Genomic DNA, 14793 nt, shown 5'->3' on the forward strand with positions numbered 1-14793 from the left:
TTTATTTTGGTTAATTTATTAGTAATAAATTGATTTATGTATATGACAAAGCAAATATTACTTTTTCACTTAATTGTATTTAATCTTACAATTTTAAGTTGTACACAAAATGAGAACCATCAGGAAGAAAAAATAATTCACTTTGATAATAAGTTTGAAGATAAGCAAATTCGTGCAATTTATGATTTAAGAGACCAAAGAAATGCCACAGATCTGATCAAATTGTTACCTCAAGTTTCTAATCAATACAAAATAGAAATACTTACTGCTTTGGGGTCTGTTCAAGATACGATAGCATTAGCCTCTTGTAAAGAAATCATTCTTGGGGAATATCCTTTAGAAGTGAAGTTAGCTGCTGATTTTGCCATTGGTCAAATCGGTGATCCTCGATTAAATGACACACTGATTGAGTTGATCATTAATTATGAGGAAAAAAGCAGAGGTTTAGAGATCCTTTTTGAAACACTTGGAGAATGTGCCAATGACAGGGCGGTATATGTGATGTCCCATTTCAATACAAATGATGAATTGGTGAAAAGAGGTATTGTGAAAGGGTTATACCGAGCTTTGACCAGGAAAGGGATTCAGTCTTTCGATGCGGCCAATCAGGTTATGAGAATTTTTAATACTACAAGTGATACTGAAACCAGAGAATGGTGCAGTGCTTATTTTAGTCGTATGGATTCTAAGCAAATGGTTGAAGCTTTTAATTACACTATTTTTTCTCAAGCAAGAGAAGATTCATCAGCACTGGTGAGAGCGAATTTTACTTACGCTATAGGTGTTTTTTCAAAAGGTAATGGAAGTGTTGCGGCTTTGAAGAAAATATTACACAACGAGAAAGACCCTTCTGTTTTGGTCAATGCCATTAATGCAACAAAAAAGGTGAAGTATAATGGTGTGGTAGAGGAAGTAATTCCGTTTTTAAACCATAAAAACTCCAAAGTTTCTAGCAGTGCTGCTAAAGTTTTGTATGGTAAGTTGGGGTGGAAGACATCAGGAGACTTGTACAAAGTAGCTCAAGGGATTGAGAATAAAAATACAAAAGCATTGACCTTGAAGGCCGTCATGCATGAGAGAAAAAAGCAAAAGAATGTTTTTGAGTACACCAAAGGCCTTTTTGAAAATAGTACTTCCGTGTATGAAAAGTGCTTACTCTTAGAAGCGATGAATGAGTCTAATTTTGGGAAACCTTTTGTTTATAAAGTTTGGAACAGTACCATCGAAAAGCCTTTGAAAACAAAAGCGATTGAATTATTGACACATCATTATGATGGAAAAAAGCATCTAAAGAAATCGGATGCTGAACAGTTAAGTCAAATTTTGACAGGTGCATTGAGAACCAAAGATGTAGGACAGCTCTATACAATAGGTGCTTTTATGCAAAACAATGAATCACTTCAATCCGCTTTTCCTCCTGTAGCATTAATTGATAGTGTAAAAAAAGGTCTACAGTTACCTTTACAAATTGAGGGATACATTGAACTGGAAAAGACAATCGCTAAAATTCAAGGTTATGATTATAAGCTTTCAAGTATTCCTAAGGAGAATAAAGGAGTGAATTGGGAGATGATTCAAAATATTAAACAAAATCAAAATGCTGTTTTATCTACTTCTAAAGGTGATATTACTGTTCAATTAAAGGTGGAAGAAGCTCCTGCTACAGTGGCAATGTTTGTGGAGTTGGTAGATCAGAAGTTTTATGATAGTCTCTATTTCCATCGTGTCATTCCAAATTTTGTCGCTCAAGGTGGAGATCCGGGAGGAGATGGATTTGGAGGATTAGAAAGTACTATTCCATCAGAATTTTCTTATTTGGAATACAAAGTGGGATCATTGGGTATTGCATCCGCTGGAAAAGATACAGAGTCATGCCAATTTTTTATTACTGAAGTGCCCACACATCATTTAGACGGTCGTTACACCATATTTGCTGAAGTAGTGGATGGAATGGAAGTAATGAAAGCTTTAGAGTATGGCGATCAGATTGTTAAGGTCAACTTAATAAAAGATAATCTCGCTGAGGTACAATAATATCAGCTAAAAATGATAAATTTACCAATGTGTATATATTCCACTAGATAATTTACAGACAAATGAAGTATAGGTTTAGCTATTTTTTTATTCTACTAATCAGTTCATTAACTTTTTTCAGCTGTAGCGTAGAGCAATTTGATGAAGAAAAACCTTTCTCTATCAAAATATCCTCTTTTAGAGAATATGATGATGCTGAAAGAGCATTTGATAGAATTAAAGATCTAGGAATAAAACCGTATATGATCACTCAAAATTCCTCTGAAAATGGGAAGTGGTTCCATATTATGGCGGGTACAGAAAAATCACTAGAAGATATTTTATCCTTGAAGATGAATATTGAAGATGATTTCCGTTTAACGGGCCTTGAAATCCAAAATTACAATAAGATTGCAAAAGAGTTATACCCGGTTAAAGATGATGGAGATATAGAAAACTATCCTGTCACTTGGCCAAGTCTTGATCTCATCGCTCAATTACCCTTTTCTTCGAGTCATGTATTGACTGATGTAAAGTCGCTACATTATTATAATGACATCAGCCATAGACATAATAAAATCAGTAAGAATATTGAGTTTGATTTACCTCGTGGTCTTTCAATCAAGATGTTCAATAAAAATGTAGAGGAAATTGCCGAAGCACGTTACCTTGATCCTGTGTATAAAGATGAGGTGGTAGTTCATATCATTAAACTTCATGAGAAACATAAAATGGGAGAAGAGGTTGCTAAAATGATTGCAGAGAAGATTATGACTTCAAGGAAATACAATATCCAGAAAATGGATTTCTATGAAAGTAATAATAATTGGGATATGAAAGGTTATGCAGTCACAATTAACCCTAAAGAATTAAAATCATACCTAGTGCAAGAAAGTGGTTCAGGACTTTTAATTGCATTGTTTCAATCCACCAATAATGATATCAACCTTTTAAAAGGATTGGCTTCTAAGATTGGAGAAGATAAATCGATTGAGAACTATCATTCAATTGGAAGAATATTAGGTGCTTTGCCTGATAATGTAGGTTCTACAGAGCGATTAGTCGCTTTTAAATTCGAAACGAAGAAAAGCTTAAGAGGAAAAACAGCACTTTTGGAAGTGAAAGAGACAAATGCAGATTTCTTATTCAATGATTCTGCCAAAGGAACTATTGTTTATCAGTTTGAAAACTTCAATGATCAATCCGTGACAGACCGTATTTTTAAGAAAAGGTATTCGACTTATATCAATGATAGTAAGGTTGAAAAGTTTTTAGTGGGAAGTCGTGATGCTTTTATCTATAAAATAAGAAGACGTAACCCAGAGACTAGACGTATTGCTTATATGGCAGAGTCCATTATTTTCCAAAATGATAGACTGATCGGTAAAGTATCTAATTACAGAGATGGATTTTATTCTGATGCTGAATTAATCAATAAACTTTCCTCATTACGTTTAGGGGATGATTTCCAATTGAGTGAACCTAATAATGTTCTTTAAGAATGTTGAAATTCGAATATATTAAAAGAGAATTAAGATTTAATTTTCCTGCGAAAACGTCCAGAGGTGCTATTGATGCTAAAGACTGTTTTCTTATAAAAGTATATCATTCGGCACAACCTGATGTAGTGGGGTGGGGTGAATGTAATATTTTAAAAGGTTTGAGTATTGATGCTTTCCCAGATTATGAGGAGCGTTTAAAAGCAGTGCTTCATTTGTGTAACACTTCTTTAGAGACATTAGAATCTTTAGGTGATTTTGTAGATCGAGAAATATATCCTAGTATTTATTTTGGGTTAGAAACCGCCTTATTGGATCTTCAAAATGGAGGAAAAAAAGTCATCTATCAAAATAGTTTTGTAGAAGGTACTCCCATTCCAATTAATGGTTTAGTTTGGATGGGCGACAAATCTTTTATGAAGGAACAGATTGATAAGAAACTTCAAATGGGTTTTGATTGCATCAAAATCAAAGTGGGTGCATTGAATTTCCAAGATGAGCTGGACTTGTTGAAATACATCAGACAAGAGTTTTCATCCGATAAAATTACATTAAGAGTAGATGCTAATGGTGCTTTTAAAGTTGAAGAAGCACTTGAGAAGTTAAACCGATTGTCTGAATTTGACCTGCATTCCATTGAACAACCTATATGGGCAGGGCAAGTAGAAGAAATGGCCAATTTGTGTGAAAAGACACCTATTCCTATTGCCTTGGATGAAGAGCTGATAGGAGTTAAAAAAGACGCTCAATTTGATTTATTAAAAGTAATCCAACCGCAATATATCATTTTAAAGCCTGCTTTGGTTGGAGGTTTGGAGGCATCACAAGAGTGGATTTATTACGCTGAGTCACTCAATATACCATGGTGGATGACTTCTGCATTAGAATCTAACGTTGGATTAAATGCTATTGCACAATTTACAGCGAATTATGTAGTTGATAAACCTCACGGCTTAGGGACTGGACAACTATACCATAACAACTATGAATCGCCTCTTACAGTTAGTGACGGTACACTCTATTATGATAAAAATAAAGGGTGGGAAATAAGTTAAATCTATAACAATAAATACAATTGTTGTAATTATAAATGACATTTTATTACAGTGAACCAAAGGGTTGATACCTCTTTGAATGTTATCCTTTACTTTGCAGTATAAATTAAATTGCTTTCTTACTGCTATTCAAACTTTTCTTTTACTCAAGGTAGCAGGTGACTTAACTATGTATTAAAATGTTTTACTCAAGACTGTTCTTAATAGTTTTATTTCTATTGGGAGCAAAACAACTAGTTGCTCAAGACTTTTCATCAGCAAAAGAATTGAAACAATATCACAAAGAGAATATTAAGGAATTTAAAAATCCAAAGGATGGATGGAATGAAGCATGGGTAATATTACCTAGCGAAAATGAATTTATTACTAACCTCAAAGGAGAAGTTGTCAATGCGAGAATTTTCGTAGAAGATGGAACTATTAAACAGGTGTATTACCATGATGATAGTTACGGGAGGTATGTTTACGCTCTAGGAGCTATGAAAAAAGGTAAAGCTACTTTTCAAAAAGTAATCTTAGATATAAATGATAATCTCACGGAAGTATATACAGCTTATACACATACAGTTATTTTTAAACCGAAGACTTCTGTAGTAGCATCTCCGCTAAAAGAAATTGAAAAAGTAGGTGAAATCACTTTCTTTTCAAAAGAGAACAAAATTGAAAAGCATGGTTTTTATGTTTTTGTCATGAATACAAAAACAAATGATTATGATTTCTTGGGATTCGTCAATAAGAAATGTAAAAATGCAACGAATTGTACTCCAGAAAATAGCTTACAATTACAACTAGATAGTAAGGAGTACGATATTATTTCGGTACAAGATAGAATTTTGTTTAATAGACAAATGCCTACACAAAAATATTCTATAACAGTAGATAGTGAGCATACTGAAACTATTGAGCTCACAACAGCAAAAGAAAATTAGTACTTTTCATTTATTTCAACAACACATCAATGTATTAACACTAAACTATCATAGTGATATGTTTAATGAGCCTATTATTAAATTCTGACTTTCAAGGAGGAAAGGATTGATGAAATAGGCTCTTTTTTTTGATATCTTCATTATACCTTACAAGAGTAATAAAGGACATAAATTCAGTGTTTGTGTTCATCTTAAAATAGTGATATTTGTATAAACCTAATTTTACTATCATGTATCACTCAAGAATTTCACTTTTAATAGCCTTTATCATAGGGGCTGTACAATTATTGAATGCTCAAAATTTCACTACCCAGAAAGAGCTGAAAAAATATTACAAAGAGAACAGTAACAAACTGCCAAGTCCTCAAGAAGGATGGCATAAAGTCTGGATTATTATGCCTTCTGAATCCGGTTTTCTTTCAGATTTTAAAGATGAAGTAGTGAATGCAAAAGTATTCGTGAAAGATGGAGAAGTTCATAAAGTATTTTATGAAGATTACCAATATGCACAAACAGTTTATGCCCATTGTTCAGTTAAAAAAGGTAAGGCCGTATTTAAGAAGGTAATTTTTAATGTCAATAATAATTTGACAGAAGTATTTACGGCATACAATCATACCGTAATTTTTAAAGAAGAAAGCAATGAAAAAAGTGTTCCTCTAGAAGCCGTTGAAAAAGCGGGGAAAATGACCTTTTTTAGTTCAGAAAAGAAAGTTGAAAAACAAGGTTTCTTTGTCTTCGTGAAAAATGAAAAAACGCAAAGGTATGATTTTGTAGGTTACCTCAATAAAAAATGCAGTGAGGTTCAGGAATGTAATGAGGATAATGGATTACATTTCTATATTAAGTCAGGTAATTATGAAATGCTTGCCGTTCAAAATAAGATTCAGTTTAATCGTCATATGCCTATCAATACGTACGATGTATTGATTGAAGATCATGAACAACGAACGCAGGAGATTATTGCGAAAAAATAGTTTGATATAATATAAAAAAGGAGCTATTCTCATCTTAGAAAATAGCTCCTTTTTTATGTGATGGAGTTATTATTTAATACCATGCATCATTTTTTCAATTTGCTTATGTAGTACAAACAACAACACACTTGTTGCACCTGTAATGATTACAAATAGCATAAAGAAAGAATATAATGTGTCGATCTCATAGATACCTAAGAATGTCTTTGTCACACCTGGCTCAGGAATAAATCTAGTAAAGAAACCTGCCGCATAGTTTCCTCCAACTGATGAAAGGAAGAATACCGCCATCATGATAGAAGCAAACTTAGCTGGAGCTAATTTATTCACTACTGATAGACCTACAGGAGATAATGCCAATTCACCACAAGTGTGTAAGAAGTACATGCCGATCAACCAGAACATAGATACTTTTTGATCTGCAGCTACACCGTCAACACCCATAGCGATAACAAAGTAACCAATGGCAACTAAACCAAGACCAAATACCATTTTCAAAGGAGAAGATGGCTCCATATTTTTTCCACTTAAGAATTCCCAGATTTTTGCGAATACTGGTGCAAAAATTACAATAAAAATAGGGTTAACAGATTGGAAATAAGACGCTGGCATTAAGTAACCAAAAATCTCTCTGTTTGTGTTTTTATCTGCAAAGATCGTTAATGAAGCACCTGCTTGTTCAAAAGCAGCCCAGAATGCGATTACGAAAGTTGTAATGATAAAGATAACTGCTATTCTATCTTTTTCCACTTTAGTCAATGGAGCATCTTGTTCGCTTGAAGTACCTGAAGCTGTAGCATCCTTTTTCTTTACAGGCATACCAATAGCATTTCCTTCTGGATCTACGATATACTTGTCTTTAAGAAGATAGAAAATGATTGTACCGATAACCATACCGATACCTGCTGCTAAGAAACCATATTTGAAGTCAGCGGCAATTCCTGTATCACCTAAGTAACCACAAACCAAAGGAGCAATTAAAGCACCAAGGTTAATACCCATGTAGAAAATGGTAAATGCAGAATCAATTCTTTGATCGCCTTTCGGATAAAGCGAACCCACCATTGAAGAAATATTTGGTTTGAAGAAACCATTACCAAAAATTAATAGTGCAAGTGCTGAGTACATGATCGGAATAGCTGTAGCAGTATTTTCATAACTAGCAGCACTGAAGTACATCAAAAACTGAGCGATTGCCATCATAGTACCACCTACAATAATAGATCTTCTATTACCCCAGAATCTATCTGCGATATAGCCACCTAAAAGTGGTGTAGCATAAACCAATGAAGTGTAAATACCGTAAATGTTACCAGCGTTTTCTGCTGATAAAAGTAAAGCTTTCGTCATGTAAAGGACGAAGATGGCTCTCATTCCATAGTAACTGAATCTTTCCCACATTTCAACTGTGAAAAGAAGATAAAGTCCTTTAGGGTGGCCTGTTGAAGTTGCCTTATTCACTATTTTAAATTTTGGTTAGTAATAAATTTATTTTAGACGTAAAAAATCTCCGATGGAAGTCGAAGTTTTAAAAACATATTAATCATTAAGTCTTTTTTTACGTTTAAATGTTTAATCCACAAATATGCAAAATATTCTAGAAAGAAAAAGTTGATATTTAGCATAAAAACACTCATTTTTTTGTATTATCTTTCCAATAAGTATTAATTTTTTCATTTATATAAACATTAAATAATTAATGAACTTAACTATTATCGCAGGATTATTGGTTTTAGGGATAGCAGGTTTCTTTACTTTAATGTATTTTGTACCTGTAAACCTTTGGATTACAGCCATATTCTCAAATGTTAGAATAAGCTTAATAAGTTTAGTCACGATGAGAATTAGAAAAGTGCCACCAAAAGTTATTGTCAACTCATTAATTACTGCAACTAAAGCTGGTTTAGATTTAAATACTTCGGATTTAGAAACACATTATCTAGCAGGTGGGCATGTACCTTCTGTAATCAAAGCATTAATTTCTGCAGACAAAGCCAACATTCCATTATCATTCAAACAAGCTGCTGCTGTTGATTTAGCAGGTAGAGATGTATTTGAAGCGGTTCAAATTTCAGTAAACCCTCAAGTTATCAATACGCCTAACGTGTCTGCTGTAGCTCAAGATGGTATACAATTGGTCGCAAAAGCAAGAGTTACAGTGAGAGCTAATATTGCTCAGTTAGTTGGTGGTGCAGGTGAGGAAACGATCTTAGCCAGAGTAGGAGAAGGTATCGTAACATCAATTGGTTCGTCATTATCTCATAAAGAGGTATTAGAAAATCCAGATAAAATTTCAAGATTAGTATTAGAAAAAGGTTTGGATTCAGGGACAGCCTTCGAAATCTTATCGATTGATATTGCTGACGTTGATGTTGGAGACAACATTGGTGCAAAACTTCAAATCGATCAAGCGGATGCCGACTTAAAGGTGGCTGAAGCAAAAGCAGAGGAAAGAAGAGCAATGGCCGTTGCTGTAGAGCAAGAAATGAAAGCAAAGACGCAACAATCTAGAGCAAAAGTAATTGAAGCAGAAGCAGAGGTACCATTAGCAATTGCTGAGGCATTCAGAAGTGGTAATCTTGGAATTATGGATTATTACAAGTTGAAGAACCTTCAAGCTGATACTACGATGAGAGATTCTATTGCTGAAGCAAGTAAAGATGATCAAGCTCAAGATAGAAGATCAGAGGATGAAGAAGAGGATGAAGATTAATCTTTAGATTCATTTTGATCAAAAGGGATACAAGACATTAAATTGGTTTTGTATCCTTTTTTTGTGATAAGTACTAAGTCAAAAATAAATCATAGTTAATTCTAATTTATTTTTTGTGAGTACACTCTTCGTTTCCTACAGATCATCAGACATCTCCTGATTTCTAAAATCTACAAATGACTACATTCCATTAATCTCAATTTGACTAAATAAAAAAAAAGCCCAAAACAGAAGCTTTGGACTTTCAATGATATATAATTAAGTTTTCAGTTATAACATATAATAAATCTGAGCAACAACAAAACACACTATAAACCCTAAGATCACCGGGCCGATAGAAGCTAGAGTAGTCCATCGAACACTGTTGGTTTCTTTGTAAATAGTATAAATAGTGGTGCTACAAGGATTATGAATAAGAGAGAAGAGCATCACATTGATGGCAGTAAGAAGTGTCCATCCTCCGGCTACTAATACTTCGTGTGTGTTGCCCAGTGAATCTAATTCAAACATTACTCCATCCCCAGAACCATATCCTGTAATTGGGGCGGTCATCACTGTCAGCATTAAAATAGTTGGGATTACAATTTCATTGGCTGGAATGGCTAAGACATAAGCCAAAAGAATAACTCCATTTAAACCTATCAATAACCCAAAATTATCCATCAGATAAATAAGGTGATTGGCAATAGAAGTGTCACCGATTGTGATATTACATACTAACCAAATTACCGCACCTGCAGGAGCTGCAAATACACATGCCCTCCAAAGAACAATTAATGTTCTGTCGATTAATGAAGTGTAGATGGTTTGTAGAATTCTTGGTTTTCTGTAAGGTGGTAATTCCAAAGTAAATGAAGAAACCTCACCTTTTAAAAATGTTTTAGATAGTGCCCATGAAGAAGCAAATGTAAGTCCAATTCCAAGTAGTGCCACTCCAATAACACTGGCAGTAGACACTAAACTCTGATACGAATCAGGAACCATTTGTCCAATAAAGATGGTACCTAAAAGTATTTGTGTAGGCCAACGCCCATTACAAAGGGAGAAGTTGTTGGTGATAATCGCAATTAATCTTTCTCTTGGACTGTCAATGATCCTTGTGGCAATTACACCTGCTGCATTACAACCAAAACCCATACTCATGGTCAAAGCTTGTTTACCGTGTGCTCCTGACTTTCTGAAGAGTGCATCTAAATTAAATGCTATACGAGGCAAATACCCCAAATCCTCTAGAATTGTAAAAAGAGGAAAGAAGATTGCCATAGGAGGGAGCATTACTGAAATCACCCACGCTAATGAAAGAAAAACGCCATCAATTAGAAAACCGCTTAACCACCAAGGGGTACCAAGGTCAATAGCAAATGCTCTTAACCATTCATAAGCATTATCGAGTAGTAAAAAAGCTAAAAATTGAGAGGGGTAGTTAGACCCAATAATTGTAAGCCATAGTACTACTGCCAAAACACAAAACATAATAGGAAAGCCCCAAATAGGACTTGTCACAATACTGTCTATGGTTCTATCTATATTGAAATTCTCTTTCTGCCCTTCTTTAATAACAGTTCTATCAGCAATATGTGCTGCATTTTGATAGATACTTTCAGAAAGCTTATCATGAAACTCTTGCCCAATTTCCCATCTTGTTTCAGCAGCCTCTTCTAAAAGTGATTTAATGGCACTATCCTTATCCATCGTTGCTTTATTTGTCGTTTATAAATTCCCCTTCTTCAATCGCTTTTATAATATCTTCATCACCGTCTAGAAGACGAAATGCAATCCATCTTGCATTCGGTAATCCCGGATAAAGACTTTCAATTGAAGCTTGAATTTTTGATACTTTTTTGTCTATCTCTTTAGGGACATTCTTTATTCTGTGGGGCGTACATTTGATTTTCCCTTTCGCCACATCGTCCACTGTTTTTAGTAACTCTTGAATTCCTACATTTCGAATAGCAGAGGTAGCCACTACAGGTATACCCAAGTCTTTCGATAGCGTACGTTCGTCTACTGAAATATTATGACGCTTTGCCTCATCAATTAAATTAAGACAGAGTACCGCCTTGTCAGTAATCTCTAAGATTTGTAATACAAGGTTCAGGTTTCTTTCTAGACGCCCAGCATCTACTACAATGATGGTAACATCCGGCTTACCAAAGAGAATGAAATTTCTTGCAATTTCTTCATCTTCGGAAGTAGACATCAAGGAATAGGTACCAGGAAGGTCAATGATCTTATAACTGTTGTCATTGAACATAAAACCGCCCTCAGCTCTTCCTACCGTTTTCCCTGGCCAGTTGCCTGTGTGTTGTTTTAAACCTGTTAGACTATTAAAAACAGTACTTTTCCCTGTATTGGGATTTCCTGCGAGTGCGATTACATAATCTGTATTTTCAACCTCAACTCCCAAACGTTTTAAACTCGTGTTAGGATTATGAGCACATGAGTCGCAGGCGCTTGGTGTATTATTCTGCATCGTTATTAATTTTTTTAATTAATATCATGTCTGTTTGTTCTTTTCGAAGTGCAATTAGAGTTTCTCTAATTAAATAAGCTGTAGGATCTGACAGAGGACTTACCATATTGATACTGATCTTTGAGCCTTTTACAAACCCAAGGTCTAATAATCTCCTTCTGTTGATACCTCTACATTCAGAAGAAAGACCAGTAATGACTGCTTTTTCTCCTTTTTTGAGGAGAGATAGTCTTACAATTCCTTTTGGTATTTCTTCTTCTTCTTTCAGCACTTGTACTGTAATGTTTTCAAGGTCTTTTTTATTGAAATTCAATGCATGCCCTTCAGTAGCGTAGACAGAAGATGTAAAATTGATGGTCATGATGGAACCAATATGTAGTCCTTGCTTGATGATAGATTTATAAACTCTTTTGGGTTCATCCTCTATATGTAAAACTTTTACAGTACAATTATGTTCTATTTTTGATAAGCTAATTCCTTTTAATTTAGGTAGTTGACCGTCTTTTGTTGGAATTGGGTCGCCATGTGGGTCAAATTGAGGATTTCCTAATTCCTTAGACATTAAGTTCACTTCTTCATCGGTGAGTGCATGTTCCATTTCCTCTGCTTTATGGTGCCATGAACTTTTTGAAAAACCCGTCTTTTCAGAGAGATATTTTTCATAAATCCTATGTCTACGTATCAGTTTGATGGCAGCAGTTCTTCCTTTCTCTTCTAATAAAAGTGATTGATTTGAATTGACAATAGATTGATTTTTAATTAATTGCTGAATACTCTTGTCAATTTGTTCTTCAGAAAATACAAGCTCATTATTAATGCTTTGGAAGTTAGAGGTTTTATTTTTTTCCTCGTTTTTATACAAGTATTTCAAAACATCTTCTTCTATTATGCTTTGGTCCACTCTTTTAAGTAGGAGTGTGTTCAACCAATTCTTTATACCCATCGCAACCTTAAACCTTTTGATTTTATGTTATTCAGTTGAAGACTCGAATGTCAAGTTTCAACTTCTTGATGTAAATATAACTTTATTTTTAGGCTTGTCTAAAAATATTCACTTTTTATTCATAAAAATATAAATTTCAATGTTTGAAAGTATCTGCTTATAGATTGTATTATTTTATATTATGATAGTACTTACAATTAACCATGTTTTCTGAAAACTTGTTTAGAATTCTCCAGTCAAAGGTTCTATTTGATCTAGGGTATCCAGGTTGGTACTATTATTTGGTAGACAAAGAAAAGCTATATTTTGTTTAGATGATACCGTGGAAGAAAGTGTAGATTATATAAAAGCGGATAACATCACAGAAGTAAATGAGAATTTATTAATAGAGGGAAATTATGATTAAAGGTAGTTTCTTTTTTGGATGAAAGTGACAATGTCAAAGAAATTGAATGTTACTTTTATAGCACCTGAAAATACAGCAAGCATTACAGTAGCCCTTTTCAATGTTTCACCAACGCTTCCTGTTTACTTTGATGATATCACCATCACTTTTGATGACTACATCATCCAAGAAAACCACTACTATCCGTTTGGTATGAATATGGCGGGTATTGAGAAGGAAGGTACACCGGATCATAAGTTTCAATACAATGGGAAAGAGAAACAGGAGGAGATTGGTTTTTATGATTATGGTGCTAGGCACTATGATGCTAGTTTGGGGAGATGGTTTGTGGTGGATCCGTTGTCAGAATTATATTACAACAATTCAACATATAATTATGCTTTAAATACACTATTAAATGCAATTGATCCCGATGGTAGGTTAGTAATATTCATAAATGGTAATCATATAGGAGATGGAGCAAAAGGGTATAAAAAGGCAAGCCTTGAAAAAAAGTAGGAAGAAGATTCTTACAAAAGTATACTAATAATTGGAGGGGTACATCTTCGTATTGGGAGTTTGAAAAGCGTAATTTTAATGATGAAATAATGAGTCATTTGAGGGATAATAATGCTATATATCGAGATGGTTCAAGTGGTGGTTATGGTGGAGAAGTTAATGCTGGTTTAAGAATAAATAATGGCTATAACCAAGGTAAATTAGATGCAGCTCAGATAATAGCAAGTATCTCAGATATTAATGGAAATATTATTGAAACCATTAAAGTTATAACACATAGTATGGGGGGGCTTTTGCAAAAGGGTATATAAAGGCAATATTAGATTATGCAAAAGCGAATAATATTACTGGGTTGATCTTTGAGTTTGAAGCTGATTTTGCTCCATTTCAGCTAGCAGAACAAAAGGCCGTAATTGGAGTACCATTATATCACTTCTCAAATCAATTTGATGGAGTTGCTTCAAATGAACATCTCAATAGCTCTTATAAACCAATTCAGGGTGCATATTATGTGGAAGATGATCCAGATGAGAAAAAAGGACATTCAATATCTGATTTCTTTGATAAAATATCTAAACTGCCAGTTGGTTCTTATAAAATAGTTAATGGGGAAATTATAAGACAATAACATGAATAAAAATCCATTTGTTCTAACAATAATTTCTTTTATTGGTACAAGTATTATTTTAATTTTTATAACATTTTATTTAGGTTTTACTACCTCAGGAGGAGAACAGAAGCCACTGATATTTGTTATTAAGACTACTTTTTTAATCCCACTTTGTAGTCTATTAGTTTTAGTGTCATGTATTTATAGGTATAGTAAATTCTTATTAAAATATTGGTTTATTACTTTTACCATAATTATCATATTAAGTTATTCAACACTGAAGTTAATAAAAATTGCATTTCCTATTCTGTTTTAAGTACCCCCAGCTGTTCCGAGTGTTAAGCGTTAGCGTCACTTAGAACTTGGCTATTGAATAAGTTTCCGAACTTATAACTTCAAACCCAAAAGAAGAATAGTTGATAAGGTCAATTTTTGAAACTCTCACATCAAAAATTGACCTTATATATCGTATATTTACGCCATAAACGAACATCAGTTATGTGCACTTCACGTTATATCAATCCCTTTACGAATTTCGGATTTAAGAAAATATTTGGAGAAGAGGCGAATAACGATATTCTTATTGATTTCTTGAATTCGGTATTACCTGCCGAAGATCAGATCTATGATTTGACGTATAAATCGACGGAACATTTACCCAAAAATGACACCGACCG

Annotated in this window: 14 protein-coding genes; 10 read left to right on the plus strand and 4 right to left on the minus strand. The window is 33.9% G+C overall.

All coding sequences use genetic code 11. The annotated features are described in order from the left end of the window. The first annotated feature begins 42 nt into the window (after nt 1–42). From IC221_RS29675 to IC221_RS27400, 5 genes are all read left to right on the plus strand, one after another. Nucleotides 43–2034, plus strand: a complete 1992-nt coding sequence (locus tag IC221_RS29675; RefSeq protein WP_223241514.1) for a peptidylprolyl isomerase — start codon at nt 43–45, stop codon at nt 2032–2034. 62 nt (nt 2035–2096) lie between these two features. Beyond that, on the plus strand, nt 2097–3512 hold the full coding sequence (locus IC221_RS27385; protein ID WP_188171998.1) for an SPOR domain-containing protein: 1416 nt from the start codon (nt 2097–2099) through the stop codon (nt 3510–3512). 2 nt (nt 3513–3514) lie between these two features. Further along, complete coding sequence (locus IC221_RS27390; protein ID WP_188171999.1) at nt 3515–4567, plus strand: o-succinylbenzoate synthase; 1053 nt, start codon at nt 3515–3517, stop codon at nt 4565–4567. A 179-nt stretch (nt 4568–4746) separates the two neighbouring features. After that, the gene (locus tag IC221_RS27395; protein ID WP_188172000.1) at nt 4747–5496 is read left to right on the plus strand and encodes a hypothetical protein; all 750 of its coding nucleotides are present in this window, start codon (nt 4747–4749) and stop codon (nt 5494–5496) included. A gap of 230 nt (nt 5497–5726) precedes the next feature. Then, on the plus strand, nt 5727–6473 hold the full coding sequence (locus tag IC221_RS27400; protein WP_188172001.1) for a hypothetical protein: 747 nt from the start codon (nt 5727–5729) through the stop codon (nt 6471–6473). Between the two features lie 69 nt (nt 6474–6542). Here IC221_RS27400 and IC221_RS27405 read toward each other — a convergent pair whose 3' ends face one another. Then, a complete protein-coding gene (locus tag IC221_RS27405; RefSeq protein ID WP_367397792.1) occupies nt 6543–7934 on the minus strand; it encodes a peptide MFS transporter in 1392 nt (463 codons plus the stop codon). 238 nt (nt 7935–8172) lie between these two features. Between IC221_RS27405 and floA the strand changes: the two genes are divergently transcribed. Continuing rightward, complete coding sequence (floA, locus tag IC221_RS27410) at nt 8173–9186, plus strand: flotillin-like protein FloA (protein WP_188172002.1); 1014 nt, start codon at nt 8173–8175, stop codon at nt 9184–9186. A 270-nt stretch (nt 9187–9456) separates the two neighbouring features. Here the strand turns inward: floA and IC221_RS29680 are convergent, their stop codons facing one another. The 3 genes from IC221_RS29680 to IC221_RS27420 are packed head-to-tail and all read right to left on the minus strand — an operon-like array spanning nt 9457 to nt 12602. After that, a complete protein-coding gene (locus IC221_RS29680; RefSeq protein WP_223241515.1) occupies nt 9457–10878 on the minus strand; it encodes a nucleoside recognition domain-containing protein in 1422 nt (473 codons plus the stop codon). A 7-nt stretch (nt 10879–10885) separates the two neighbouring features. Continuing rightward, entirely contained in the window at nt 10886–11659 is a 774-nt protein-coding gene (locus IC221_RS29685; protein WP_223241516.1) for a FeoB small GTPase domain-containing protein, read from the minus strand. Continuing rightward, nucleotides 11649–12602, minus strand: a complete 954-nt coding sequence (locus IC221_RS27420) for a DtxR family transcriptional regulator (protein WP_188172003.1) — start codon at nt 12600–12602, stop codon at nt 11649–11651. The genes IC221_RS29685 and IC221_RS27420 overlap by 11 nt, the downstream gene beginning before the upstream one ends. Before the next feature lie 436 nt (nt 12603–13038). Here IC221_RS27420 and IC221_RS27425 point away from each other — a divergent pair, with 436 nt between their 5' ends. The 4 genes from IC221_RS27425 to IC221_RS27440 all read left to right on the plus strand — a co-directional run. Then, complete coding sequence (locus IC221_RS27425) at nt 13039–13506, plus strand: RHS repeat domain-containing protein (protein WP_188172004.1); 468 nt, start codon at nt 13039–13041, stop codon at nt 13504–13506. A gap of 89 nt (nt 13507–13595) precedes the next feature. Beyond that, a complete protein-coding gene (locus IC221_RS27430; RefSeq protein WP_188172005.1) occupies nt 13596–13817 on the plus strand; it encodes a hypothetical protein in 222 nt (73 codons plus the stop codon). Between the two features lie 41 nt (nt 13818–13858). Beyond that, nucleotides 13859–14134, plus strand: a complete 276-nt coding sequence (locus IC221_RS27435) for a hypothetical protein (RefSeq protein ID WP_188172006.1) — start codon at nt 13859–13861, stop codon at nt 14132–14134. A gap of 480 nt (nt 14135–14614) precedes the next feature. Further along, a partial coding sequence (locus IC221_RS27440) for a PD-(D/E)XK nuclease family transposase (RefSeq protein ID WP_188172007.1) occupies nt 14615–14793 on the plus strand: 179 nt, incomplete at its 3' end.

The sequence above is a fragment of the Flammeovirga sp. EKP202 genome, assembly GCF_014534745.1.
Lineage (GTDB): Bacteria > Bacteroidota > Bacteroidia > Cytophagales > Flammeovirgaceae > Flammeovirga.

Excerpts from the sequence above, each read along its gene's own strand:
- IC221_RS29675 (WP_223241514.1), top strand. The coding sequence starts at position 43 with ATGACAAAGCAAATATTACTTTTTCACTTAATTGTATTTAATCTTACA.
- IC221_RS27385 (WP_188171998.1), top strand. The coding sequence starts at position 2,097 with ATGAAGTATAGGTTTAGCTATTTTTTTATTCTACTAATCAGTTCATTA.
- IC221_RS27390 (WP_188171999.1), top strand. The coding sequence starts at position 3,515 with ATGTTGAAATTCGAATATATTAAAAGAGAATTAAGATTTAATTTTCCT.
- IC221_RS27395 (WP_188172000.1), top strand. The coding sequence starts at position 4,747 with ATGTTTTACTCAAGACTGTTCTTAATAGTTTTATTTCTATTGGGAGCA.
- IC221_RS27400 (WP_188172001.1), top strand. The coding sequence starts at position 5,727 with ATGTATCACTCAAGAATTTCACTTTTAATAGCCTTTATCATAGGGGCT.
- floA (WP_188172002.1), top strand. The coding sequence starts at position 8,173 with ATGAACTTAACTATTATCGCAGGATTATTGGTTTTAGGGATAGCAGGT.
- IC221_RS29680 (WP_223241515.1), bottom strand. The coding sequence starts at position 10,878 with ATGGATAAGGATAGTGCCATTAAATCACTTTTAGAAGAGGCTGCTGAA.
- IC221_RS29685 (WP_223241516.1), bottom strand. The coding sequence starts at position 11,659 with ATGCAGAATAATACACCAAGCGCCTGCGACTCATGTGCTCATAATCCT.
- IC221_RS27420 (WP_188172003.1), bottom strand. The coding sequence starts at position 12,602 with ATGGGTATAAAGAATTGGTTGAACACACTCCTACTTAAAAGAGTGGAC.
- IC221_RS27425 (WP_188172004.1), top strand. The coding sequence starts at position 13,039 with ATGTCAAAGAAATTGAATGTTACTTTTATAGCACCTGAAAATACAGCA.
- IC221_RS27430 (WP_188172005.1), top strand. The coding sequence starts at position 13,596 with ATGAGTCATTTGAGGGATAATAATGCTATATATCGAGATGGTTCAAGT.